General features: G+C 75.0%; 22 protein-coding genes and 1 tRNA gene. 12 read left to right on the forward strand and 11 right to left on the reverse strand.

Going from position 1 to position 21,796, the window contains the following annotated elements:
* The first annotated feature begins 194 nt into the window (after window positions 1–194).
* A complete protein-coding gene (locus BJ983_RS23565) occupies window positions 195–1,415 on the forward strand; it encodes an LCP family protein (RefSeq protein ID WP_179796036.1) in 1,221 nt (406 codons plus the stop codon).
* A 176-nt stretch (window positions 1,416–1,591) separates the two neighbouring features.
* On the opposite strand, the gene BJ983_RS23570 is transcribed toward BJ983_RS23565, so the two are convergent.
* Together BJ983_RS23570 and BJ983_RS23575 are read right to left on the reverse strand one after the other, a co-directional pair.
* Window positions 1,592–2,497, reverse strand: a complete 906-nt coding sequence (locus BJ983_RS23570) for a DMT family transporter (RefSeq protein ID WP_179796037.1) — start codon at window positions 2,495–2,497, stop codon at window positions 1,592–1,594.
* Window positions 2,494–3,678, reverse strand: a complete 1,185-nt coding sequence (locus tag BJ983_RS23575; RefSeq protein ID WP_179796038.1) for an MGDG synthase family glycosyltransferase — start codon at window positions 3,676–3,678, stop codon at window positions 2,494–2,496. The genes BJ983_RS23570 and BJ983_RS23575 overlap by 4 nt, the downstream gene beginning before the upstream one ends.
* 277 nt (window positions 3,679–3,955) lie before the next feature.
* Here BJ983_RS23575 and BJ983_RS23580 point away from each other — a divergent pair, with 277 nt between their 5' ends.
* Together BJ983_RS23580 and BJ983_RS23585 are read left to right on the forward strand one after the other, a co-directional pair.
* Window positions 3,956–5,170 (forward strand): MGDG synthase family glycosyltransferase, encoded by a 1,215-nt coding sequence (locus BJ983_RS23580; RefSeq protein WP_179796039.1) that lies wholly within the window; start codon window positions 3,956–3,958, stop codon window positions 5,168–5,170.
* Between the two features lie 219 nt (window positions 5,171–5,389).
* Window positions 5,390–6,826, forward strand: coding sequence for a serine hydrolase (locus BJ983_RS23585; protein ID WP_179796040.1), 1,437 nt, complete (start codon window positions 5,390–5,392; stop codon window positions 6,824–6,826).
* A 1-nt stretch (window position 6,827) separates the two neighbouring features.
* On the opposite strand, the gene BJ983_RS23590 is transcribed toward BJ983_RS23585, so the two are convergent.
* A complete protein-coding gene (locus BJ983_RS23590; RefSeq protein WP_179796041.1) occupies window positions 6,828–7,934 on the reverse strand; it encodes a YncE family protein in 1,107 nt (368 codons plus the stop codon).
* 90 nt (window positions 7,935–8,024) lie between these two features.
* On the reverse strand, window positions 8,025–8,615 hold the full coding sequence (locus BJ983_RS23595) for a type 1 glutamine amidotransferase domain-containing protein (RefSeq protein ID WP_179796042.1): 591 nt from the start codon (window positions 8,613–8,615) through the stop codon (window positions 8,025–8,027).
* Between the two features lie 189 nt (window positions 8,616–8,804).
* Here BJ983_RS23595 and BJ983_RS23600 point away from each other — a divergent pair, with 189 nt between their 5' ends.
* The gene (locus BJ983_RS23600) at window positions 8,805–9,035 is read left to right on the forward strand and encodes a heavy-metal-associated domain-containing protein (RefSeq protein ID WP_179796043.1); all 231 of its coding nucleotides are present in this window, start codon (window positions 8,805–8,807) and stop codon (window positions 9,033–9,035) included.
* Window positions 9,036–9,273: 238 nt separating this feature from the next.
* Here the strand turns inward: BJ983_RS23600 and ku are convergent, their stop codons facing one another.
* A complete protein-coding gene (ku, locus tag BJ983_RS23605; protein WP_343054323.1) occupies window positions 9,274–10,299 on the reverse strand; it encodes a non-homologous end joining protein Ku in 1,026 nt (341 codons plus the stop codon).
* A gap of 48 nt (window positions 10,300–10,347) precedes the next feature.
* Window positions 10,348–11,118 (reverse strand): DUF6597 domain-containing transcriptional factor, encoded by a 771-nt coding sequence (locus BJ983_RS32520; RefSeq protein WP_343054324.1) that lies wholly within the window; start codon window positions 11,116–11,118, stop codon window positions 10,348–10,350.
* A gap of 68 nt (window positions 11,119–11,186) precedes the next feature.
* Between BJ983_RS32520 and BJ983_RS23615 the strand changes: the two genes are divergently transcribed.
* Window positions 11,187–11,981 (forward strand): ATP-dependent DNA ligase, encoded by a 795-nt coding sequence (locus tag BJ983_RS23615; protein ID WP_179796044.1) that lies wholly within the window; start codon window positions 11,187–11,189, stop codon window positions 11,979–11,981.
* Between the two features lie 3 nt (window positions 11,982–11,984).
* On the opposite strand, the gene BJ983_RS23620 is transcribed toward BJ983_RS23615, so the two are convergent.
* Window positions 11,985–12,389, reverse strand: coding sequence for a hypothetical protein (locus BJ983_RS23620; protein ID WP_179796045.1), 405 nt, complete (start codon window positions 12,387–12,389; stop codon window positions 11,985–11,987).
* 75 nt (window positions 12,390–12,464) lie between these two features.
* Between BJ983_RS23620 and BJ983_RS31825 the strand changes: the two genes are divergently transcribed.
* Window positions 12,465–12,590: a hypothetical protein gene (locus BJ983_RS31825; RefSeq protein ID WP_281376294.1), complete on the forward strand. Its 126-nt coding sequence runs from the start codon at window positions 12,465–12,467 to the stop codon at window positions 12,588–12,590.
* Window positions 12,591–12,620: 30 nt separating this feature from the next.
* On the opposite strand, the gene BJ983_RS23625 is transcribed toward BJ983_RS31825, so the two are convergent.
* Window positions 12,621–13,640 (reverse strand): prephenate dehydrogenase, encoded by a 1,020-nt coding sequence (locus BJ983_RS23625; RefSeq protein WP_179798189.1) that lies wholly within the window; start codon window positions 13,638–13,640, stop codon window positions 12,621–12,623.
* 68 nt (window positions 13,641–13,708) lie between these two features.
* Entirely contained in the window at window positions 13,709–14,959 is a 1,251-nt protein-coding gene (locus tag BJ983_RS23630) for a M20 metallopeptidase family protein (RefSeq protein ID WP_425484788.1), read from the reverse strand.
* 122 nt (window positions 14,960–15,081) lie between these two features.
* Between BJ983_RS23630 and BJ983_RS23635 the strand changes: the two genes are divergently transcribed.
* The 3 genes from BJ983_RS23635 to BJ983_RS23645 all read left to right on the forward strand — a co-directional run bounded on the left by BJ983_RS23635 (window position 15,082) and on the right by BJ983_RS23645 (window position 16,180).
* The gene (locus tag BJ983_RS23635; RefSeq protein WP_179796046.1) at window positions 15,082–15,621 is read left to right on the forward strand and encodes a tRNA adenosine deaminase-associated protein; all 540 of its coding nucleotides are present in this window, start codon (window positions 15,082–15,084) and stop codon (window positions 15,619–15,621) included.
* Window positions 15,611–16,081 (forward strand): nucleoside deaminase, encoded by a 471-nt coding sequence (locus BJ983_RS23640; RefSeq protein WP_179798193.1) that lies wholly within the window; start codon window positions 15,611–15,613, stop codon window positions 16,079–16,081. The genes BJ983_RS23635 and BJ983_RS23640 overlap by 11 nt, the downstream gene beginning before the upstream one ends.
* Window positions 16,082–16,091: 10 nt before the next feature.
* Window positions 16,092–16,180, forward strand: a tRNA-Ser gene (locus tag BJ983_RS23645).
* A 120-nt stretch (window positions 16,181–16,300) separates the two neighbouring features.
* Here the strand turns inward: BJ983_RS23645 and mftD are convergent.
* Window positions 16,301–17,482 carry a pre-mycofactocin synthase MftD gene (gene mftD / locus BJ983_RS23650; protein ID WP_179796047.1) on the reverse strand — a complete coding sequence of 394 codons (1,182 nt, stop codon included), beginning with the start codon at window positions 17,480–17,482 and terminating at the stop codon, window positions 16,301–16,303.
* A 246-nt stretch (window positions 17,483–17,728) separates the two neighbouring features.
* Here mftD and BJ983_RS23655 point away from each other — a divergent pair, with 246 nt between their 5' ends.
* The 3 genes from BJ983_RS23655 to BJ983_RS23665 all read left to right on the forward strand — a co-directional run bounded on the left by BJ983_RS23655 (window position 17,729) and on the right by BJ983_RS23665 (window position 21,333).
* Window positions 17,729–18,412 (forward strand): RNA polymerase sigma factor, encoded by a 684-nt coding sequence (locus tag BJ983_RS23655; RefSeq protein ID WP_179796048.1) that lies wholly within the window; start codon window positions 17,729–17,731, stop codon window positions 18,410–18,412.
* A complete protein-coding gene (locus tag BJ983_RS23660) occupies window positions 18,409–19,233 on the forward strand; it encodes a zf-HC2 domain-containing protein (RefSeq protein WP_179796049.1) in 825 nt (274 codons plus the stop codon). The genes BJ983_RS23655 and BJ983_RS23660 overlap by 4 nt, the downstream gene beginning before the upstream one ends.
* Before the next feature lie 309 nt (window positions 19,234–19,542).
* Complete coding sequence (locus BJ983_RS23665; protein ID WP_179796050.1) at window positions 19,543–21,333, forward strand: ATP-dependent DNA ligase; 1,791 nt, start codon at window positions 19,543–19,545, stop codon at window positions 21,331–21,333.
* Between the two features lie 89 nt (window positions 21,334–21,422).
* On the opposite strand, the gene BJ983_RS23670 is transcribed toward BJ983_RS23665, so the two are convergent.
* Window positions 21,423–21,692 (reverse strand): hypothetical protein, encoded by a 270-nt coding sequence (locus tag BJ983_RS23670; protein WP_179796051.1) that lies wholly within the window; start codon window positions 21,690–21,692, stop codon window positions 21,423–21,425.
* Between the last annotated feature and the right edge of the window lie 104 nt (window positions 21,693–21,796).

Raw genomic sequence — 21,796 nt, forward strand, 5'->3', positions numbered from 1 at the left:
TGATGCAGACCTCGGCGCTGTCCCAGCCGGGCGACCCGGGGCAACCTCACGGCGGCCCGGACGTCCCGGGCGCGCCGATCACCCTGATGGTCGTTATCGTCGCCGGAACCAACGCGGCGTCCGGTCTCGTCCCCGGCGTCCCTCCCGCGCCGGGGTCCGGAGGTGGGGGAGCCGAGCAGCGAGGGAGACGGCCGATGGCTCCAGCCCCGGGTCCGCCCGGCCCCCGACCCCCACGGCCCGGCGGGTTCGCCCTGCCGCCGCAGGGCCCGCCGCCGGGACCCCCGCTGCGCGGTCCCCAGGGCCCGCCGCCGGGAGCCCGCCCGCCCCAGGGCCCGCCGCCGCGCCGGCTGCCGCCGCAGCCGATGCCGCAGCCGATGCCGCCGCAGGGCCGGCCCCAGCCGCAGCCGACCCGCGTCGGGCCCCCACCTGCCGTCGGGACGGCGCAGCGACCGCCGCGGCCCCCGCGACACCGGGCGCACTGGGGACGCCGGATCGGGGCGTTGCTCGGGGTGCTCCTGCTGCTCGTCGTCGGGTTCGGGGTCTACCTCGACACGCAGATGACGCGGACGGAGGCGCTGTCGTCGTATGCGGGTCGGCCGTCGTCGGGGTCGGGGACCAACTGGCTGCTCGTCGGCTCCGACAGTCGCGCCGGGCTCTCGTCCGCGCAGGAGCGGCAGCTCTCGACCGGCGAGGCGGACGGCAACCGGACCGACACGATGATGATCGTGCACGTCGGCTCGTTCGGCGGCCAGACCTCGATCGTCAGCCTGCCGCGTGACTCGCTGGTGGACGTCGACGGGACCACGGCACGGCTCAACTCGGCGTACTCCTCCGGCGGCCCGCAGCTGCTGGCGCGGACCGTCGAGCAGTCGACGGGCCTGCGCATCGACCACTACGCGGAGATCGGGTTCGAGGGGTTCGCGTCGATGGTGGACGCGGTCGGGGGCGTCGAGATGTGCCTCGACGAGGCGATCGACGACCCGAAGGCCGGCATCGACCTGCCGTCGGGATGCCAGGAGCTGAACGGCCCGAACGCGCTCGGCTTCGTGCGGACGCGCGCTTTCCCGAACGCCGACCTCCAGCGCGTGCAGAACCAGCGGAAGTTCCTGTCCGCCCTGATGGCGAAGGCCGCGAGCCCGCTGACGCTCGTCAACCCGTTCGCCACGGTCCCGTTCGCGACGTCGGCGGTGCGCACCCTCACCGTCGACGAGTCCACCCACGTCTGGCACCTCGCGAGCCTCGGCTGGGGGATGCACTCCGTCGGCTCGGGCGGGGTCACGACGACGGTGCCGGTGCGGCCCTCGAGGTCGGTCTCGGGGGCCGTGGAGTGGCGCGACGACGACGCGGAGCGGTTGTGGACCGCCCTGCGCACCGGCGACGACATCCCGGCGGATCTGGTCACCCCGGGGCCCTGACGACGGGGAGATCCTGCCACTGGATCTGACAGCAGTCCCATGCAGCACGCCGATAGGGCTTTCCTGCCACGGGGAAGGGTGCTCAGCGGTCCCGCGCGAAGAGGACCGCGAGGACCGTGCAGCCCAGCACGATGAGGGCGATCGGCAGGACGGCGTTGATCGTGTCCCAGGACATGTCAGCCCCAGGCCGGTGCGCGGTCGCCGGAGGCCGAGCCGCTGCCGGCGCGGGCGGTGTCGAGCAGGGCCGCGCTCTGCCGGGTGATCGCCACGGTGCCCGCGACCACCACCGCCGCGGCCACCACCTGGCCGACGAGGGCGAGCGGGCTCGTCCGCACCCACTCCCCGAGGACCAGGACGCCGAGGGTGACCGCCACGGCGGGGTCGGTGGTGCCGATGACGGCGTTGACCGGCGCGTTCAGTCGGCCGAGGTGCAGGGCGCGCTGCGAGAAGACCCAGCCGCACAGCGAGGTGACCAGCGCGGCGGCGAAGGGCCAGGAGATCACCGCGGCGACGAGGTTCGAGGCGGCCAGTGCCGTGGCGAACAGCGTGGCGGTCAACCCGTAGAACCCGCCCGTGGCGAGGGCCAGCAACGCCGCCCGCAGCGGCTCCGACCAGCCGTCACCGCGCAGCCCGAGCAGGCCGACGCCGCCGGCCAGCAGCCCCACCACCACGAGCGGCGTGACGGCGGGGATCGGCATGACGGCGGGCGCCTGGGGGTGGGCGATCGCGAGGAACGCCGCGAGCCCGACGACGCAGACGACCGAGGTGCCGAGCAGCCGCCGGTCGAGGCGCCGGCCGGCGAGGGCGGCGGAGGCGATCGTGCCGAACACGAGGCCGGTCACGAGGACGGGCTGCACCAGGGCGATCGGACCGATGTGCAGGGCGTACGCGTAGGAGCCGAATCCGGTCGCGATGACCGCCTGCCCGAGCCACCACCGGCGCCGGCGCAGCACGCGGGCGAGCAGCTCCCGGGTCGAGCCGGGTTCGTCGATCTCCTGCCCGGCGCGCTGCTGCAGCACCGTCCCGGTGGAGATGCCCGCGGCCCCGACCAGCGCGGCGAGCAGGGCGATCGCGGGGCTCACGTCATCTTCTCCGTGGTCGGCAGCTTGAGCACGGCCGCGAGGTCGACCCCGGCCTGGCGTCGGGACCACGCCGCGGCGCGGGCGTGCGCGGCGCGCAGGGCGGCAGGGTCGTCGAGCCAGCCGCGCAGCAGCCGGGTCAGCTCCCGCGGACGACGGCAGGTGCGGGCCAGCCCGGCGCGCACGAGCAGCCGGGCCGAGTCGCGGCCGTGGCCGGGCAGCGGCCGGTAGAGCACGAGGGTGCGGCCGCAGGCGAGCGCCTCCTGGGCGGTCGCGCCCCCGGAGTTGTTGACGACGACGTCGGCGGCGGCGAGCAGGGTCGGCACGTCGTCCACCCAGCCGGGTACCCGCAGGCGCTCGGAACCCACGCGGTCCGCGAGCGCGCGGAGCCGGTGCCGGGCCCGCTCGTCCCGCCCGCACAGCGCCACGACGTGGCAGCGCGGGTCGGCCGCGAGGGCCGCCCGCACCGCGGCGGCGATCCCGCCGAGCCCGAGGGACCCCGCCGTCACCACGACGACGAGGGCATCGGCCGGGAGCCCGAGGCGGTCGCGGGCCGCGGCGGCCTCGTCGTCGGGAACGGGGGTGAAGGGCGCCCCCACGAGGGCGGAGCGGACGGTGACCCCGGCTCCGGGGTCCATGACACGCGTCGGTGCCGCCGCGAGGTCGTCGAGCACGAGGTACTCGTCGACGCCGGGATAGGTCCAGTAGGCGTGCGGCGCGAAGTCGCAGATCGCGGCGACGACGCGGGCGTCGAGCCGGCCGCGCCGGCGCAGCCAGGCCAGACCCGCCGTCGCGAGCTGGTGGGTGGAGACGACGACGTCGGGTGCCCCGCCGGCGGCGAGGCGGGCGTGCGGGCCCTCGAGGTCGGCGGCGAGCGCGCGGGCGACCCAGGCGCCCATCACCTCGCGGTAGAACCACCGCACGAGCCGGGAGTGCGTGACGGCGGAGTACCAGGCCTCCTGCAGGACCGGGGTCCACTGCACCGCGAACTCGAACAGCCAGCGGAACACCGGCCCGGAGCCGTGGCCCATGCGGGCGAAGGCCTCCGCGAGCCGGATGTCGCAGTCCGGCCGGTCGCGCGCGACGATCGAGGCCACCGCACGGGCCACCGCCGCGTGCCCCTCGCCGATCTCGCCGGAGACGATCAGCAGCCGCGTCGCGCGGTCGGTCGGCGGACTCGTCACGGCGTCCAGTCTCCCGATCGCCCGGGTGGCGCACCCGTCCGGGTGTGCCGTTCACACGGGAGGCGGTTCCCGTTCACCCCGGACCGCGACCTTCCGCGACGCTTCACCGGCCCCTCATCGGCCGTCCTCCGGACGCGCCGATCATGAGTCCCGCGTCGAGGTCCACCGTGGGTCACAGTAGGTTCACGGCAGGGTCACGGCACCCGGACGATCGTCGGCGGGCTGGAACGACCCGACCCTTCGGCCGTCGTCACGCCCGAGAGGAGCCCTCCGACCGATGACCGCACTCGGTGTCCCGAGGTCGACGCGTACCCGGCGTCGTCCTCCGCGTGCCCGGCACCTGCGGGTCCTCCGACGCGGCCCCCGCCCGCCCGAGGACTTCCGCCGGGACCGGCCCGACCGGTCTCCCCGCGTCGTCGTCCTCACGGCCCGCGTGGGCGCGGGCCACGACCGGGCGGCCTACGAGCTGGCCGCGCGGCTCCGGGCGCGGGGCGCCGTGGTGGACGTGCACGACTACCTCGACGCCCTGCCGCGCTACGGCCAGGTGATCATCGGCGACGGGTACGGCTTCACCGTCAACCGGATGCCGCGGTTCTTCGACTGGCTCTTCTACGCCCTCGAGCACCGGTGGGACGTCCGCGGCATCATCCTGACGTTCCTCACCTTCTCCGAGCGCACCGTGCGCCGGTGGACCCGGGACGCGGACGTCGTGGTCTCCACGTTCCCGCTGTCCTGCCAGACGCTCGGTCGCATGCGCGCCGCCGGCCGCATCACCGTCCCGGTGATCAGCTATCTCACCGACCCCGCGCCGCACCGCATGTGGCTGCACCCCGGCGTCGACACGCACCTGTCGGTCACCAGTGCGTGCGCGGCCGCCGCCGACGCGATGTACGGGGTGGTCGTCCGGCCCGCCGGCCCCCTGGTCGGCCCGGCGTTCTCCCGCGCCCACACCGACGCCGACCGCACCGAGACCCGGCACGCGCTCGGCCTCGGGGACGACGAGACCGCCGTGCTGATCAGCGCCGGCTCGCTGGGCCTCGGCGACGTGCCGTCGCTGGTGTCGGCGGCGCTGACCAACCCGGCCGCGCACGTCGTCGTGCTGTGCGGGCGGAACACGACGTTGCGCACCGAGCTCGACGCGATGGCCCGCGTCACCGCACTCGGCTGGCGTGACGACGTCCCCGCGCTCATGGGCGCCTGCGACGTGCTGCTGCACAACGCGGGCGGGCTCTCGGTGACCGAGGCGCTCGTCGCGAACCTGCCCGCCGTGACCTACTGCCCGATCCCGGGCCACGGCCGGGCCAACGCGACGGTCCTGGCCGACGCCGGTCTCGCCCCGTGGCCCACCACGCCCGAGGCCCTCGCCGAGGTGCTCGACGGCGTGTCCCGCACCTCCCCGCTCTCCCCGTGGCCGACCGACCCCGACGGCGACGTCGCGGAGATCGTCCTCGAGGCGGCGGGGGAGCGGTCGGCGGTGGCTGCGGCCTCCTGACGACGGGACCCAGGTCCCGTCCCGTCCGGGGACCCAGCTCCATTCCCCCTCGTCCGTCCGGTTCGTACGTTCCATCGTGTGAGAGCACAGGGTGTGACGAGGCTTGCGGTCCTGGCCGTCGCGGTGGGGGTCGTCGTGGCCGGGTGCTCGTCGCCCTCGGCGCCGGCACCAGCTCCGGCGGCATCGGGGTCGGCATCGGGGTCGATCACCCCTGAGGCGGTGGACGCGGCGGTCGGCGCCCTGGACGGCATCGTCACGACCGACCTGCAGGCGACCGGGATCCCCGGCGCAGCGGTCGCGGTGGTGTACCGCGGCCGGGTCGTCTACGCCAAGGGCTTCGGGGTGCGCCAGGTCGGGCGGCCGGAGGCGGTGGACGCGGACACCGTGTTCCAGGTCGCCTCCGTGTCGAAGGCGATCGCCGGCACGGTGATCGGGTCGGCCGTGACGCAGAAGCGGGCGGCGTGGACCGACACGATCGCGTCGCGCCTGCCCGGCTGGACGCTCTCCGACCCGTCGGTCGGGGCGACCGCCACCGTCGCCGACATGCTCGCCCACCGCAGCGGGCTGCCCGAGAGCCAGTACTCGACCGACATCCTCGAGGACCTCGGGTACTCCCAGCAGGACATCCTCGCCCGGCAGCGGCTGCTGCCGCTCGACCCGTTCCGCGTCTCCTACGGCTACACCAACTACGGCCTGACGTCGGGCGCGGAGGCCGCCGCCGCGGCCGCCGGGGTCGGGTGGGCCGACCTCGCGCAGCAGCAGATCTTCGGCCCGCTCGGGATGACCTCGTCGAGCTACCGGTACGCCGACCTCGCCACCCGGCCCGACCGCGCGGCGCTGCACAAGCGCGAGGCCAACGGGTCCTGGACCCCGTCGCTCACCTTCGACGTCGACTCCCAGGCGCCGGCGGGCGGAGCGAGCACCAGCGTCAACGACCTGGCCAAGTGGATGACGATGCTGCTGGCCGACGGGAAGAACGGAGCGGCCATCGTCATCGACGACGCGAATCTCAACCAGATCTGGGGCCCGCAGGTGGTGCGGGAGCCCAACGAGAAGGTCGGCGGGTCGTTCGCCTTCTACGGCGAGGGCTGGAACGTCGACCGCGACTCCTCCGACCGGCTGGTCGTCAACCACTCCGGCGCCTTCCAGACCGGCTCGGGCACGAACGTCCAGCTCATCCCGTCCGAGCAGCTCGGCATCGTCACGCTGACCAACGGCACCCCGGTCGGTCTGCCCGAGGCGATCAACAAGCGATTCGTCGACCAGGTGGAGAACGGCCGGCAGAGCCTCGATTGGCTCGCCGAGTACCGGAAGGCCTTCGCCACGCTCTCCGCGCCGGTCGACCCGACCGACTACACGGTGCCCGCCCCGCAGGTGACGCCGCCGCAGGCCCCGACGGCCTACGTCGGGACCTGGCGCAGCGACTTCTGGGGCGACCTCGTGGTGACGGCCGCGCCCGACGGCACGCTCTCCTTCGTGGTCGGCCCGGAACGCCAGCAGTACGCGCTCGCGCACTACACCGGCGACACCTTCTGGTTCACCCCGCGCGGGGAGAGCGCGTTCGGCAACTCCGGGGTGGTCTTCGCCGGCCCGCAGCTGACGGTGAACGCCTGGAACGAGATCCCGGGGCTCGGGGTGTTCCGGAAGGTCGGCTGACCTACGGCGCGTCGACGATCTGGATGACGCCCGTGTTCACGCCGGCGATGTAGAGCCGCCCCGAGGTGGGGTCGACGCCGAGCGTGTACGGGCCCTGCACGGTCGCGATGCGGCCGACCTCACGGGGCTGCGGGTCGGTCATGTCGTAGGCGATCACCTCGTTGGTGCCCGAGGAGGCCACGTAGACCCGGTCGCGCACCGGGTCGTAGGTGATCCCGTAGGGACCGCCCGGCTGCGGCACCGCGCCGACCTGCGTGGGCGGGCCGGAAGGGTTCGGCTGGAACACGATGACCTGGTTGCCGCGGGTGTCCGTGGCGATCATCCGGCCGTGCCGGTCGGCGACGAGGTGCGTCGGCCCCTGGCCGGACGGGGCGCTGCCGACGATGCTCAGCGTGTTCACGTTGTAGATCGTCAGGTCGTCCTTGCGGACGTCGATCAGCCCGACGAGGTCGCCGACCGGCGCGAGCCCGGCCGGCTGCACGGCGTCGGTGAACATCTTCACGACGCGGTCACCGCGGACGGCGGACACGGTCCCGCCGAGCTCGTCCGCGGTCAGCACCGTGCCGTTGGGGGCCTCGGTGGCGTCGTGGGGCACCGTGCCGACGAACAGCGGAGCGGCGGCCTGCCCGCCGGGCAGGCTCACCCGGACCAGCGCGTTGGCGCTCTCCACGGGCACCAGCACCGGTCCGCCGGGCGCGGCGAGCTGCAGGTGTCGCACGAAGCCGGGCAGGGGCGTCCGTGCACGGATCGCGCCGGTGTCGGCGTCGAGGAGCACCAGGGTGTTCGGATTCCGGACGGCGACGGCGACCGTGCGGGTCACCGGGTCGACGACCACGCCCTCGGCGGCGTCCCCGACCCGCACCTGCCGACCGGGCGGCGTCTGCGTGGGGACCGGGGCGGACTGCGGCTCGGCGGCCAGCGAGAGGTTCGTCGTGTCGGGGCGGGTGCCCTCGGTGGGAACACCCGGCACGAGGAGCCCGGTCGTCGGGGCGACGCTCGGGGAGGAGGTGGGCGCGGGGGCCGGTGGGGCCTGCCCGCCGCAGGCGGTGAGCGTGAGGCTCACGGCGAGGGCGGAGAGGATCAGGACGCGTGCTCGGCGTCGAGGCATGGGTGGAGTATCCCGTTCGTCACGTGTGGTCGGGGCGATGGCGGGCCCAGGGTCGGCCCCGGAGACCTCCGTCGCCCCGACCGACGTGGTTCAGCGAACCTCGGCGGCGTGGATCTCGGCCTGCTTCTCGGCCTTGGCGAACTCCTCGACCAGGGTGGAGCAGAAGGCGGGGAGGTCGTCGGGGTTGCGGCTGGTGATGAGCCCGTTGTCGACCACGACCTCCTCGTCGACCCACTCCGCGCCGGCGTTGCGCAGGTCGGTGGCGAGGCTGGGGAACGAGGTCATGCGGCGGCCGCGCACGACGTCGGCCTCGATGAGCAGCCAGGGCGCGTGGCAGATCGCGGCGACCGGGAGACCGACGGCGAACGCCTCGCCGACGAGCCGGACGAAGTTCGGGATCGTGCGCAGCAGGTCGGGGTTCGCGACCCCGCCGGGCAGCACGAACCCGTCGTAGTTGTCGGTCTTGACCTGGCTGACCACGGCGTCGACGTCGAAGCGGTCGCCCTTGTCGAGGTGGTTGAACGCCTGGATGGACCCGGGCGTCTCGGAGATCAGCATCGGCGTGCCGCCGGCCTCCTGCACGGCCTTCCAGGGCTCGGTGAGCTCGACCTGCTCCGTGCCCTCCTTGGCGGCGAGGAACCCGATGGTGCGGCCTTCGAGCGGGCGGTCCGATGTGGCCATGGGGATACGACACTCCTTGGAAACAGCAGGTGGGGATACCCTCGGGGGTAACGTCGGCGCGACGGCCGACGGACAGGCCGGGGATCCCCGACGGACGCCCGGCGAAACGCCCACGGGGTGGGCGCCACGCCGCAGTGGCGGGCGTGGCACCGTCGCGGGCGAGAACACCAGCTTTCGGAAGGACTCCCCATGGCCACGACGACGCTCTCGGTCCCCGAGATCCACTGCGACCACTGCCGCGCCGCGATCGAGGGTGCGCTCTCGCCGATCGACGGGGTGGAGGGCATCGACGTCGACCTCGAGAACCGCGTGGTCCACGTCGAGCACGACGACGAGCTGCAGCTGGGCTCCGTCGTCGAGGCGATCGAGGACCAGGGCTACGACGTCCCGAACCGGGACGCCTACGTGCGGGCCTCCTGAGCCCGGCGGGGTGCAAGCAAAGCGTCGCTGCGTGCACCCAGTGCCAGGAACGCCACTCCGTCGGGTCGGACCGGGCGTCACCGGACCCCGCGCCGCGAGGGTGACGTGGGGCAGGTCCCGGCGCTTGGATTCCTCCAAGGTGTGACTCTCGCGGTCGGCCGCACGGCGAACCGGCCCGCGAGAGTCACGGGGGGCAGGGTCCGGGGCCCGGATCCCTGCGTGGTGTGACCCTCGGCGACTAGCTCGCCTTCTCCTCCGCGTCGTCGGCCTTCTTGCGCCGCGTGCGGGTGGTCGTGGCCTTCTTCGTGCCCGTCGCCGGTTCGTCCTCGGCCTTGTCGCCGGCCTCGTCGGCGCTCTTCGCGGACGACCGCTTCCGGGTCGACTTCTTCGGGGCCGGCTCCTCGTCCTTCTCCTCGGCGGCCTTCTCCGACTTCTCCGGCTTCTCCGGCTTCGCCTCCGCCTTTCCGCCCGCGGCCTCCACGGAGCGGCGCAGGGCGGTGAGCAGGTCGGTCATGTCGTCGGTGTCCTCGGCCGGGGCCTCCTGCGGGGCCGGGCGCCCACCGCCGTGCTCGCGCTTGTACTCGATGAGCTCGCCGACGGCCTTGCGGTACTCGTCCTCGAACTGGTCCACCTCGAACTCGCCGGACAACGAGTCGATCAGCGACGACGCCATCGCCATCTCCTGCGGGCGGACCTCGACGTCGTTGTCGAGCACCGGGAACTCGGCCTCGCGCACCTCGTCGGGCCAGAGCATCGTCTGGAGCACGATCGCGTTCTCGCGCACGCGGAGCAGGGCGAGCGTCTCCCGCTGGCGCAGCGCGACCTTGACCACCGCCATCCGGTCGGTCTCGCGCAGGGCCTCGCGCAGCAACGAGTACGGCTTGAGCGCCTTGTTCTCGGGCTCGAGGTAGTAGCTCTTGTCGAGCAGGAGCGGGTCGACCTGGTCGGCCGGGACGAACTGCACGACGTCGATCTCGTGGCCGGTCGCGGTGGGCAGGGTGGCGAGGTCGTCGTCGTCGAGCATGATCAGCTGGCCGTCGTCGGTCTCGTAACCCTTCGCGATCTCCGAGTAGGCCACCTCCTCCCCGCAGACCGAGCAGGTGCGCTTCTGCCGGATGCGCCCGCCGTCGACCTCGTGCACCTGGTGGAACCGGATGTCGTGGTTCGAGGTCGCGGCGTAGAGCCGGACCGGGACGTTGACCAGCCCGAACGACACCGCGCCGCTCCAGATCGCGCGCATCGCGCGGCTCCCCTCCTCGGTCACCGGGCGTCACCGGTGCTCGTCACCAGGATGCCCCACAGGCGTCCCGCCTCACAGGATTTCCGCGGGCGGGTACCGCGCGGCGTACGCGGTCGGGGTCTCCCCGAGCAGCGCGGTGACGTCGCGGATCAGGTGCGCCTGGTCGGCGTACCCGAGGTCGTGGGCGAGCGGGGCCCACGCGATGCGACGGCCGGCCGCCATGCGGTCGGTCACCTCGCGCAGGCGGTACCACCGGATGACCCACTTCGGTCCGGCGCCGACGTGCTCGGCGAAGAGCCGCTGTAGTCGGCGCGGATGGCTCCCGCAGCGGCGCGCGAGGTCCTCGACGCGGAGCAGCGCGGGGTCGTCCCGCACGAGGTCGACGGCGGCGGCCGCCTCGAGCGCCGCCGCGTCGGGCGCGTCGGGGAGCCGGGCGGCGAGCCAGTCGCCCAGCGCCGCCACCCCGACGAGACCGGGCGGACCCCCGGCCGCCCGGCCGGTGTCGGTCAGCTCGCTCACGGCGCCGGCCACGAGGTCGCGGGCCAGGCCGGGGCGCACCGCGATCCCGACGACCCGGCCCCGCCCCCGCAGCTCCCGCACGACGTGCCGGGTCGTGACGCCGTGCCAGTGCGGCGGGGCACCGTCCCGGGCGGTGAGGTGCACCGAGGCCGACGGGGGCACCTTCTGGGCGTACGGCTCGGGGTAGTCCCAGTCGACGGCCCAGAGATGGTCGACCCAGGGGGCGAGGGCGGGACCGGGTGCGAGGTGCTCGTGGCGCTGGTGGTGGCGCCACCTCCCGCCGGTCTCCCGTTCGTCCCGCACGGGCGCAGTCTCGTCGCGCACGGGCGCAGTCTCGTCGCCACGGGGTGTCGGCGGCGAGGCTGTCGGACCCTCGGGGCACGATGTGGGGCATGCAGGACGTCGGCGTGCTCGGTGCCGGGATCCGGCCCATGCAGCCGGTGCCGGGTCGCTTGCCCGTGGGCGCCGAGTGGTCCTACGAGGTGGACTGGAGCGGCATCCGGCTGCTGGCCGACGTCGAGGACGGCACGCTGTGCCTGCGCACCCTCGAGGGCGACGACGTCACGGCGCGCTTCCCCGAGTTCGCCCCCCTGGCCGACGTGGTGCCCGACGGGCTGTTCGACGGCGAGGCGGTGCTGCTCGACGCGGGCCAGCCGTCGTCGCTCGCCCTGTTCGACCGGCTGCGCCGCGCCGACCCGCGCAAGGCCCGGACGCTCGCGCGCGCCCGGCCCGCGATCCTCATGGTGTACGACGTGCTGCGCCTCTACGGCGTCCCGCTCACCGCGCGCCCGCTCGACGAGCGCCGTGCCACGTTGGGGCGGCTGAACCTCGACGAGGTCGGTCGCATCCAGGTCTCCCCGGTCTACGACGACGGGCCCGCGCTGCTCGCGGGGGTCCGGGAGCAGGGGCTCCCGGGGGTCATGGCGCGCCGCCGCGACACGCCGCACGATCCCGACGCCGAGGGCGACTGGCTGCGGGTCGTCGCGCCGGCCGAGGCCCCGACGGCCCCCACCGCGGCCACCGCCGTCGACCTGCCCACCGCCGAGCAGCCCCCGGCCGGCCCGGCGCTCTCGGCGCTGCCGCCGAAGCCGCCGCACCCCCTATCGGCGTCCTCGGTTGCTCCGTCGGGAAAGGTCCCGCGGGGCCGGCACAGCCGTGGTGGGGAGGAGCCCCCCGGCCTCTGGTGAGCCTCAGGCGCGGGCGACGAGCCCGCTGGCGAACACGGCGACCAGGTGGCGCGACGTGTCCGGCAGCTGCACGCGCATCGCGGCCGACGACGGGTCGAGGTCGTAGGCGGCGGCCATCGCCGGGGTCGGGCGGCAGGCGGTGAACACCGTGCCGGCGCAGAGCAGGGTGCCGGCGCAGAGCAGGGTGCCGGCGCCGAGCTGGAACGCGTCGGAGTCGTCGAGCTCGGCGAGGAACGCCCGGACGACCGCCGCGAGCCGGAGGCCGTGCTCACGCAGCCCCTGCTCGTAGCGCAGCGCGACGTCGGTCGAGATGTTCCGCTCCAGCACGGCGGACTGGGCGGCGAGCAGGTCGCAGAGCACGGGGCGGTCGGTCAGGGTGGTCGCGAGCAGGTCGGCCAGCGCGTCCACGCGCTCCCGGGGCGTCCCGACGGCGGGTGGGGCGGCCTCGCGCCCGCGCTCGGGACGTGCGCAGCGCTGCTGCAGATGCGCGGCCGGACCGCGGAGGTCCGGGCGCCGCGCGCGGCGGCCGACGCCGACCTCGCCGCCCGCTACTGGTCGGCGGTCGAGGAGCTGACCGGGCTCTCCCTGGAGGAGACCGTCCGCGCCTGACCGAGCCCCGCCCGGCGTCGGGACGGAGCTTCAGTCCTCCTCGGGGGCCGCCGCCTCGAGCGCCTCGGCGGTCCAGCCGATGATCCGGCCGCCGGTGCGGCCGAGCTCCCGCATGGCCTCGAGGTGCTCGACCGGGGAGTCGACGAGGTCGATGCGGACCTCCCGGCGGTCGAGGCGGGCGTCGTCGAGGGCGCGGCGGCCGTCGTGACCCGCGGTGAGGGTCGCGAGCAGGCCGCCGGTCGAGGCGAGGGAGCCGCGGGTCGCGCCGAGCCGGCCGAGGGCGTCGTCCAGCGCGGCGAGCAGCGCGGCGCGGTTGCCCTCGCACATCGCGGCGGTCAGCTCGGGGCGCGTCGCGGCGACCCGGGTGCCGTCGGCGAACGACCCGGCGGCGAGCGCCAGCGCGAGCTCGCCCCCGTCGGCGCCGACGGCGGCGAGGACCGCGGCCAGCAGGTGCGGCAGGTGGGAGATGCGGGCCACCGCGACGTCGTGCTCGTCGGAGGCGGCGGGGACGACGGTCGCGCCGCAGGCGAGGGCCAGGGCGACGACGTCGGTCCAGACGGCGAGGTCGGTGTCGTCGTCGGTGGCGACGACCCACACCTTGTCGTGGAACAGCTGCAGGGAGCCCGCGTCCCAGCCGGAGAACTCGGTGCCGGTCATCGGGTGGCCCCCGACGAACCGGGTCGCCGGCGCCCAGCGCTCGACGGCGTCGCGCACCGGCTCCTTGACGCTCGTGACGTCGGTGAGGCGGCAGTCCGGCGCCTCCTTGCCGACGAGCGCCAGCACGTCGTCCATCGACGTGAGCGGCACGGCGACGACCACGAGGGCGTCGGCGTCGCGGGCCCGGCGCAGCGCGTCCGCGACGGTGTCGCTGACGTCGTAGCCGTCCGCGCGGGCCTTCCCGATCGTCGTCTCCGAGGCCGACGCCCCCCAGGCCTCGCGGCCCGCGTCGGTGGCGGCGCGCAGCAGCGACCCGCCGATGAGCCCGAGCCCGAGCACGCACACGGGACGGGTCAGCGCGGCGGCGAGCACGGCTGACGTGTCCGGTTCCACTGTCCCCACGCCCCGGAGCGTAGGACGGACCGTGGCGGTGACCGCCGTTCACCCACGTGAGCGACGGGTCAGGGGCGCAGGACCTCGAGGGCGTACCCCGCGTAGAGGGCCACGCCCGCGATCATCGCCTCCTCGTCGAACACGACGCGGTTCGAGTGGTTGGGGGGCGCCTCCGCCGGATCGACCCCGGGCGGGCAGGCGCCGAGGAAGGCGAGCGCCCCGGGCACGCGGCCGAGCACGTAGGAGAAGTCCTCCGAACCCATGATCGGGTCGGGCATCGGCTCGACGAAGCGCGACCCCAGGACCGAGCGCCCGACGTCCGCGACGCGTTCCGCCACCTCGCCGTCGTTCACGGTCACCGGGTAGCCCCGGTCGATCTCGACCTCGACGGTGCAGCCGTAGGCCTCGGCGGTCCCCGTGACCACCCGGCGCAGCTCGGTCAGCAACTGCTCGCGGGTGTCCTCGGACAGCGTGCGCACGGTGCCCTCGAGCGTCGCCGTCTCCGGGATGACGTTGGTGGTGGTGCCCGCGGTGAGGTGGGCGACGGTGAGGACGGCCGGGTCGAAGGCGCTGACCCGGCGTCCCACCATGGTGTGCAGCGCGCCGACCATCGCCGCGGCGGCGGGGACCGGGTCGAGTGCGTCGTGCGGCGCGGACGCGTGGCCGCCCGCGCCGTGCACGGTGACCGTGAAGTCGTCCGACGACGCCATGATCGAATCGGCGCGCGTCTGCAGGCTCCCGGAGCTCAGCCGTGAGGTCACGTGCAGGGCCATCGCCGACGACGGGGTCGCGCCGCCGGCATCGAGCACGCCCTCGGCGAGCATGGCGAGCGCGCCGTGCCGGGCCTCCTCGCCCGGCTGGAACATGAACACGACCGTCCCGGCCAGCCGGTCCCGTCGTCCGGAGAGCAGGCGGGCCGCGGAGGCGAGCATCGCGGTGTGCAGATCGTGCCCGCAGGCGTGCATCGCGCCCTCGACCTGCGAGGCGTGGGCGAGCCCGGTGTCCTCGTCCAGGGGCAGCGCGTCCATGTCGGCCCGCAGCAGGACGACGGGCCCGGGTCGGCTGCCGGTGAGCGTGGCGACCACCGAGGTCGACGACCGGCCGCAGGTGATGGTCACCGGGAGGTCGCGCAGGACGGCGAGCACCGCGGCCTGGGTCTGCGGCAGGTCGAGGCCGAGCTCGGGCCGGCGGTGCAGGGTGCGGCGCAGGGCGACCGTGTCCGGCTGCAGGGAGCGGGCCTCGGCGAGCAGCGCCCGTTCCGGTGCGCGGTGGGCGGCGCGCCGCCGGACCTCCTGCCGGGCCTCGCGAGACGTCGCCACACCCTTGATCCTGCACCCCCGGCCTCCGGCGGGCGACCGTCCGGCGCGCGGAAGGTGTCGATTCGGTGCGCTCGGCGTCCACGCCCTTCACGGTGCGGACCCGCGGTCCTACCGTGGTGACCATGGCAGGACAGGGCGCACAGACCGCCCCCCGAGGCGGTGGACAGGGCACCGTCGTGCCCCTGGACGGCTGGGCCGTCGCGGTCACCCGGGAGGAGGGTCGGTGGCGTGCGGTCTCGATGGACCGTACCGCGCTGGCCGACCTCAGTTCCGCCATCACCGCACTCCGGGCGTTGCGTTCGACCGGAGCGGTCATCGGACTGCTCGACGTGGACGACGAGTTCTTCGTCCTCGTGCGCCCGGTGCCCGGCGGTGTCTCGCTCCTGCTCTCCGACGCGGTCGCGGCGCTGGACTACGACGTCGCCGCCGACGTGCTCGACCTGCTGCGCCTCGACGTGCCCGAGGAGGACGAGGTCGACGACGACCCGTGGCCCGAGGGCGACCTCGGGATGCTGGCCGACCTCGGGGTCCCCGCCGACGAGCTCGCCGTCCTCGTCGACGAGATCGACCTGTACCCGGACGAGCAGCTGACCGCGATCGCGCGCCGCTGCGGGTTCGCCGAGGAGCTGGCCCGGATCGTGGAGACCGCGCCTGCGTCCTGAGCCGCTGATCGACCGCGCCCTCGAGGTCGCGCGGACGGCGCACCCCGCCGACGTGCCGGTGGGGGCCGTCGTCGTCGACGCCTCGGGGCGCGAACTCGCGTGCGCCACGAACGCGCGCGAGGCGCTCGGCGACCCCACGGCGCACGCGGAGGTCCTCGCGCTACGCGCCGCGGCCATCGTTCACGACGACGGGTGGCGGCTGTCGGGCTGCACCCTCGCGGTCACCCTCGAGCCCTGCACGATGTGCGCCGGTGCCGCCGTGCTGGCCCGGGTGGACCGCGTGGTGTTCGGGGCCTGGGAGCCGAAGACCGGGGCGGCGGGCTCGTTGTGGGACGTCCTGCGCGACCGACGCCTCACGCACCGCCCCGAGGTGGTCGGCGGTGTCCGCGAGCAGGCCTGCTCCGACCTGCTGCGGGAGTGGTTCCGGGGTGCTGCCGGACCGGGCGGGCCGGACCGGTAGAGTTCTCGCCGGTAGCGTGTCCGAGCGGCCAAAGGAGCACGCCTCGAAAGCGTGTGTGGGTTCTGCCCACCGTGGGTTCGAATCCCACCGCTACCGCCAGCAGCGCCGGGTCTCCCGTCAGGGAGAGCCCGGCGTTCGTGTGTCCGGGCCCGGAACGTACGAACGGCACTCCCGCAGCATCGAGGTGCGCGAGAGTGCCGTTCATTCACTCCAGGGGGGCTACGCGACCCCGGCCTGCCGGGTGAAGTTCGCCGGGATGATCAGGTCCTCGGGCGCCAGCTCCTGCACCGAGGACTTGCCCAGACCCATGAGGCCGGACCCGATGCCCTGCTGCAGGATGTCGAGGACGTTGCCGACACCGGTCTCCCCGGCGGCGGCGAGGCCCCAGAGGTAGGCGCGGCCGATCGCGACGGCCTTCGCGCCGAGGCAGAGGGCCTTGACCACGTCGGAGCCGCGGCGCACGCCGCCGTCCATGATCACCTCGACGTCGCGGCCGACCGCCTCGACGATCCCGGGCAGCACCCGGATCGGCGCCGGGGTGGAGTCGAGGTTGTTCCCGCCGTGGTTGGACACCTGGATGGCCGTGGCGCCGGCGTCGACCGCGCGCTTGGCGTCGTCGACGCGGGTGATGCCCTTGACGCAGAACGGCAGGTCGGTGCCCCACTGCTCCCGCAGCCAGGCGACGTCGGCCCAGGTGGGCGGCGGGGTGAACATCCACTGCCCGTACGCGCCGAAGAACGTGGGCGGCTCGGAGCCGTCGACCGGGATGTTCGGCACGGTGAGGTCGGGGATGAACCGGGCCTTGAGGAAGTCCAGCCCCCAGCGCGGGCGGGTGATGCCCTCGGGGATGTACTTGATCATCGTCTTGAGGTCCATCTTCTCCGGGATGGACGGGCTGCCCCAGTCGCGGCCGTGGGAGAACGACCAGTCCAGGGTGACGATGAGGCCCTTGGCCCCGGCGCGCTTGGCGCGCTCGGCGCGGGCGGCGAGGGTGTCGCGGTCGCCGACCCAGTACATCTGGAAGAACGTCTTGTCGTTCACGGCCATAACGTCCTCGATGGACCGGCTCGCGAACGACGAGAGCCCCATCGCGGTGCCGCGCGATGCCGCGGCCCGCGCCACGGCGACCTCGCCCTCGGGGTTCACCGCCTGGACGCCGGTCGGCGAGATCATGACGGGCATGGAGATCTCCTGCCCCATGATCGTCGTCGCGAGCGACTTCTCGTAGGGCAGGTCCGCCACGTGCGGGGCGAACTGCAGCTCCCGGAAGGCGCCCGTGTTGTCGTCGAGCGTGTAGCCCGCCTCGCTGCCCGCCACGAGCGCGCCGTACACCGACTTCGGCAGCCGCTTCTTCGCGCGCCGCTGGGCCTCCGCCACCGACTCGAACCACTGACCAGCCATGAGCACCTTCCGCAGTCGCTTGTCCCCCGAGGGTAAGTGGGACGGCTCACCCTCGCGCCGCTCGCGAGGACGGCATCGATCCCGTCCGTCAGGGCAGGGTCCGTCACCGGCCTTCATGACGACGGGTCGCGCGGCCGCGAACTCGCGGCCGTCCGGGCGAACCGACCCCCGCCGTCGGGACGAAAGCTCGGACGTTCCCGCTCCACGAGCGGGAACGTGGTCCCCACCGAAGGAGCCCCACCCGCCATGACACCGTCCCGCGCGGCCGGTCCCGGCGTGACTGCACCCCCGCGGTCCCGCCCGGACGCCGACGCCCCCGGTCCCGCGCGGGTCGACGCGGACGTCACCGACGCCGACCTGGTCGCCCGCCTCGCGGCCCGCGACACCGGCGCCCTCGACCTCCTCTACGCCCGCCACGGGCGCGCGGCCTTCTCCCTGGCCCGCCGGATCTGCGTGGACGAGGGGCTCGCCGAGGACGTCGTGCAGGAGGTGTTCCTCGTGCTGTGGCGCGACCCGGAGCGCTTCGACCGCACGCGCGGTTCGGTGATCAGCTGGTTGCTGACGCTGGTGCACCACAAGGCGGTCGACGCGGTGCGCCGGGAGGCGACCCGTCGTCGGCACCACGTGCCCACCGACGAGCCCGAGGCCGACCTCGGCTCCTCCGCCGTCCCGTCGGCCGACCGCGCCGCCCTCGGTTCGGTGATCGCGGAGCACGTCCGGGCCGCCCTGCGCCACCTGCCGTCCGAGCAGCGGCAGGCGCTCGGCCTCGCCTACTACGGCGGCTACACCCAGCGGGAGGTCGCCTCGATCACCGGGGTCCCGATCGGCACCGTCAAGTCCCGCATGTTCACCGGCGTGGCCAAGCTGCGTGTGCTGCTCGCCCCGGTCCTCGGCACGTCGGGGCTCGAGCTGCTCGGGGACACCTGGTGAGCGCCCCCGGGATGCCGCACGACGGCGAGCTCGCGGGCGCCGTGGTCGGGCGCGCGCTGCACGCCCTCGAGCCCGAGGAGGAGGACCGCGTCACCGAGCACCTCCGCACCTGCGGGCCGTGCCGGTCGCTGCTCGCCGAGACCCACGCCACCATGGCGGCCCTGGCCCACGCGGTCGCCGACGCCGAGCCGCCCGCCGGTCTGCGCTCGCGCATCCTCGCGGCGGCGGCCGCCGAGCCCCTGCCGCCGGTCCCGCCGGCCGCACCGGCCACGTCGACCCGGACCCCGGTCGCGTCGGTCCCGGCGCCGCCGGCGACCCCCGCACCGCGGGCCGCGGCCGGACCGGCGCCCCGTCGTCGGGGGGCCGCCGTGCTCGCCCTGGTCGCGGTGGTGGCCGCCGTGGTGGTGTTCTCGGTCCGTGGCATCGCCACCGGTCCGGACACCGACGCGCGCGCCGCCTCGGCCGCCCGGGCCGACCAGGTGATCACGTCGGCGGAGGCCCGGGACCCGGACGTGCGCCACGCGGCGCTGGTTCAGCCGGGCGGGTCCGTCCTCGCCGTGGTGCTCGACGACCGGAACGGACCCCGCGTGGTGCCCGTCGACGCGCCCGCGATCGGGTCGGACCACACCTTCGTGCTCTGGCGCGTCGCGGGCGGGACCGCCACCGCGGTCGGGTCCTTCGACGCCTCGGGCACGTTCACCTCGACCGGGGTGCGCCCGAGCGCCGGGCTCGCGCAGGGCGCCTACGCCGTGTCGACCGAGCTCGCGGGCCCGGTGCCGGCCCGCCCGTCGTCGGTGGTGGCGAGCGGCCCGCTGATCTGAGCCGCCCACGCGGGTGGCGCTCCGGCCGGGGCGCCGCCCGCGCGTACCGGGCCGACCGGACGAGCCCCGTCGTCCGGCGGCCGGACTCCGCCGTGCACCACCCGCCGGCGCGGGCGATGATGACCGGTCCGCCGTTCGTCGCGTCGTGCCGCTGTCCGGCCGCAGCACGCCGTGGCGCGCCGCGTCGTCCGGCGTCACTGTCGGGGGGTCTGGCTACCGTGGTGGGCGTCGGGAACACGCGACGTCAGCGTGTCCCGACGGGCTGCACCGGAGCGGGCCGGCGCGGCACGAGGACGGGGAGGCGTGCGCATGGCGTCTGGTGCGGCTGCCCCGGCCGACGTGTTGCCCCGGGTGCCCGGTCCCCGCGGCGCGGCCCGTCCGATGCTGGCCTCGGCGGGCGAGCTGCCCAGGGGCGCGGGCTGGGCGTTCGAGTTCGTGTGGTCGGGCCTGCGCTGCTTCGCGTGTGCCCGGGACGGCCGGCTGCGGCTCGTCGACGCCGACGGGCACGACGTCACGGCCGGGTTCCCGGAGCTCGCCCTCCCGGCCGCGCACGGGCTGGTGCTCGACGGGGTCGTCGTGGCCGAGGATCCGGTGGGACGCCCGAGCATGGCGCGGCTGCGCCGTCGGCGGCGGGTCGCCCGGCCCTCGCAGGCGCTGGTGAGCGGCACGCCCGTCTCCTACTACGTGTTCGACGTGCTCGAGGTCGACGGCCGCTCCACCGCCCGGATGCCGTACCGGCAGCGGCGCGAGCTGCTCACCGAGGTCGACCTGGCGGGCGGGAACCTCGTCGTGCCGCCCTCGTTCACCGGCGTCGCGGCCGAGGAGATCGTGTCGGCGGCCCGGCAGTACGGGCTCGAGGGCGTCGTCGCCAAGCGGCTCGAGTCGACCTACCAGAGCGGCCGACGGTCCCGGAGCTGGATCACCGCGGAGATCACGCAGTCGCAGGACGTCGTGGTCGGGGGCTGGCTGCCGCCGCGCGGACGGACCGACGGGGTGGGGTCGCTCCTGCTGGGCGTGCCGAGCGACGGGGTGCTGCGCTACGTCGGCCGGGTGTCCACGGGCGTCACCGCGGCGGCCCGCCGCGAGATCCTCGACGCGTCGGTCGGCCTGGACCGCCTGGTCAGCCCCTTCGACGGCGAGCTGCCGGACGACGTGGAGAGCGCCGCCCGGTGGGTGGCGCCCCGCCTGGTCGGCCGGGTGGAGCACCGCCGCTGGACCGCGACCGGTCTGCTCGGTCGACCGGTGTGGCAGGGGCTGCGGGCGGGCACCCACCCTGCGACGGTGCACGCCCCGGTGCTGGCGGCGCCGGTCGTCGCGACGGATCTCGCGCTCGACGATCTCGAGACGGTGGAACGCCCGGCCGCCTTCGCCACGGGGCACTCCCCCGGCGTGGACGCCGTCGTGTCGCGGGAGAGCGCCGGACCGGCCGTGCTCGTGCCCGCCGGCGCCGACGTGCTGCTGCCCGACGCCGAGATCGAGGCGGCCCTGCGCTCCCGGTTCTCCGCCCACTTCGTGCACAACGCGCTCACCGCGATCGCGAGCTACGTGCGGGTCGACCCGTCGCGGGCCCGCGACCTGCTCAACGAGTTCGCCGACTTCACCCGCTACTCGTTCCGCTCGTCCGACACCTCCACGACCGTGGACGAGGAGCTGCGCAACGCCCGGCGCTACCTGACCCTCGAGCAGGCCCGGTTCGGGGAGCGGCTCGGCGTCGAGATCACCATGGCGCCCGAGGTCCGCGGCGTGGTGCTCCCGCCGTTCGTGGTGGCGCCGTTGGTGGAGAACGCCGTGCGGCACGGGGTCGAACCGGTGCTGGGCGGCGGCACCGTGCGGATCACGGCCGCCGGCGCGGGCGCGGACTGCGTGCTGACGATCAGCGACGACGGCGCGGGAATGGGGCCGGAGGCCTCCCGCGCCGCCTCGCTCGTCGACGCCCGGCACGGCGGGATCGCGGAGGTCACCCGCCGGCTGCGCGCGGCCTACGGCGGGCGGTGCGACCTGCACGTCGACAGCCGCGCCGGACGTGGGACGACGGTCCGGGTCCGGGTCCCCGCGGAGCACGTCGAGGAGCCGCCGGCCGGCCGGCTCCTCGTGGGCTGAGAGCGTCCCCCGACCCCCGACCACATTCCGGGGGACGTCTCGCCGTCGGTCGTGCTCGTCGATCGACCCGGTCGATCGGACCCGGTCGGTCAGTCGTCGGTCTGCGAGCAGCTCCCCGAGGGGCCGGACAGGATGCTGCCGAGGATCGGCAGCTGGAGGCCGCAGGCGTTGACGGGGAGCAGCGAGAGGTCGTTGAGCACCCCGACGTTGCCGTCGCCCGAGGGGCCGTCCCGCCCGTCACGGGGGGCGGCCGACGCCATGGGGGCGACGGCCGTGAGGGCCGCCGCGGAGAGGGCGAGGGCGGCGATGGGGGTAGCGGCACGCCGGGTGGCGGTACGCGGGGCGCGGTGCTTGGCCACGGGGTCCTCCTCGAATCTGTGGAGTAGTGCGGTCGACCGTTCGGCGCAGCTGCCCCGCGACGAGCGGTCGACGCGGACTCTCCGCCCTTGGGGCGGGTGGGGCC

The sequence above is a fragment of the Actinomycetospora corticicola genome (assembly GCF_013409505.1).
Taxonomy (GTDB): domain Bacteria; phylum Actinomycetota; class Actinomycetes; order Mycobacteriales; family Pseudonocardiaceae; genus Actinomycetospora; species Actinomycetospora corticicola.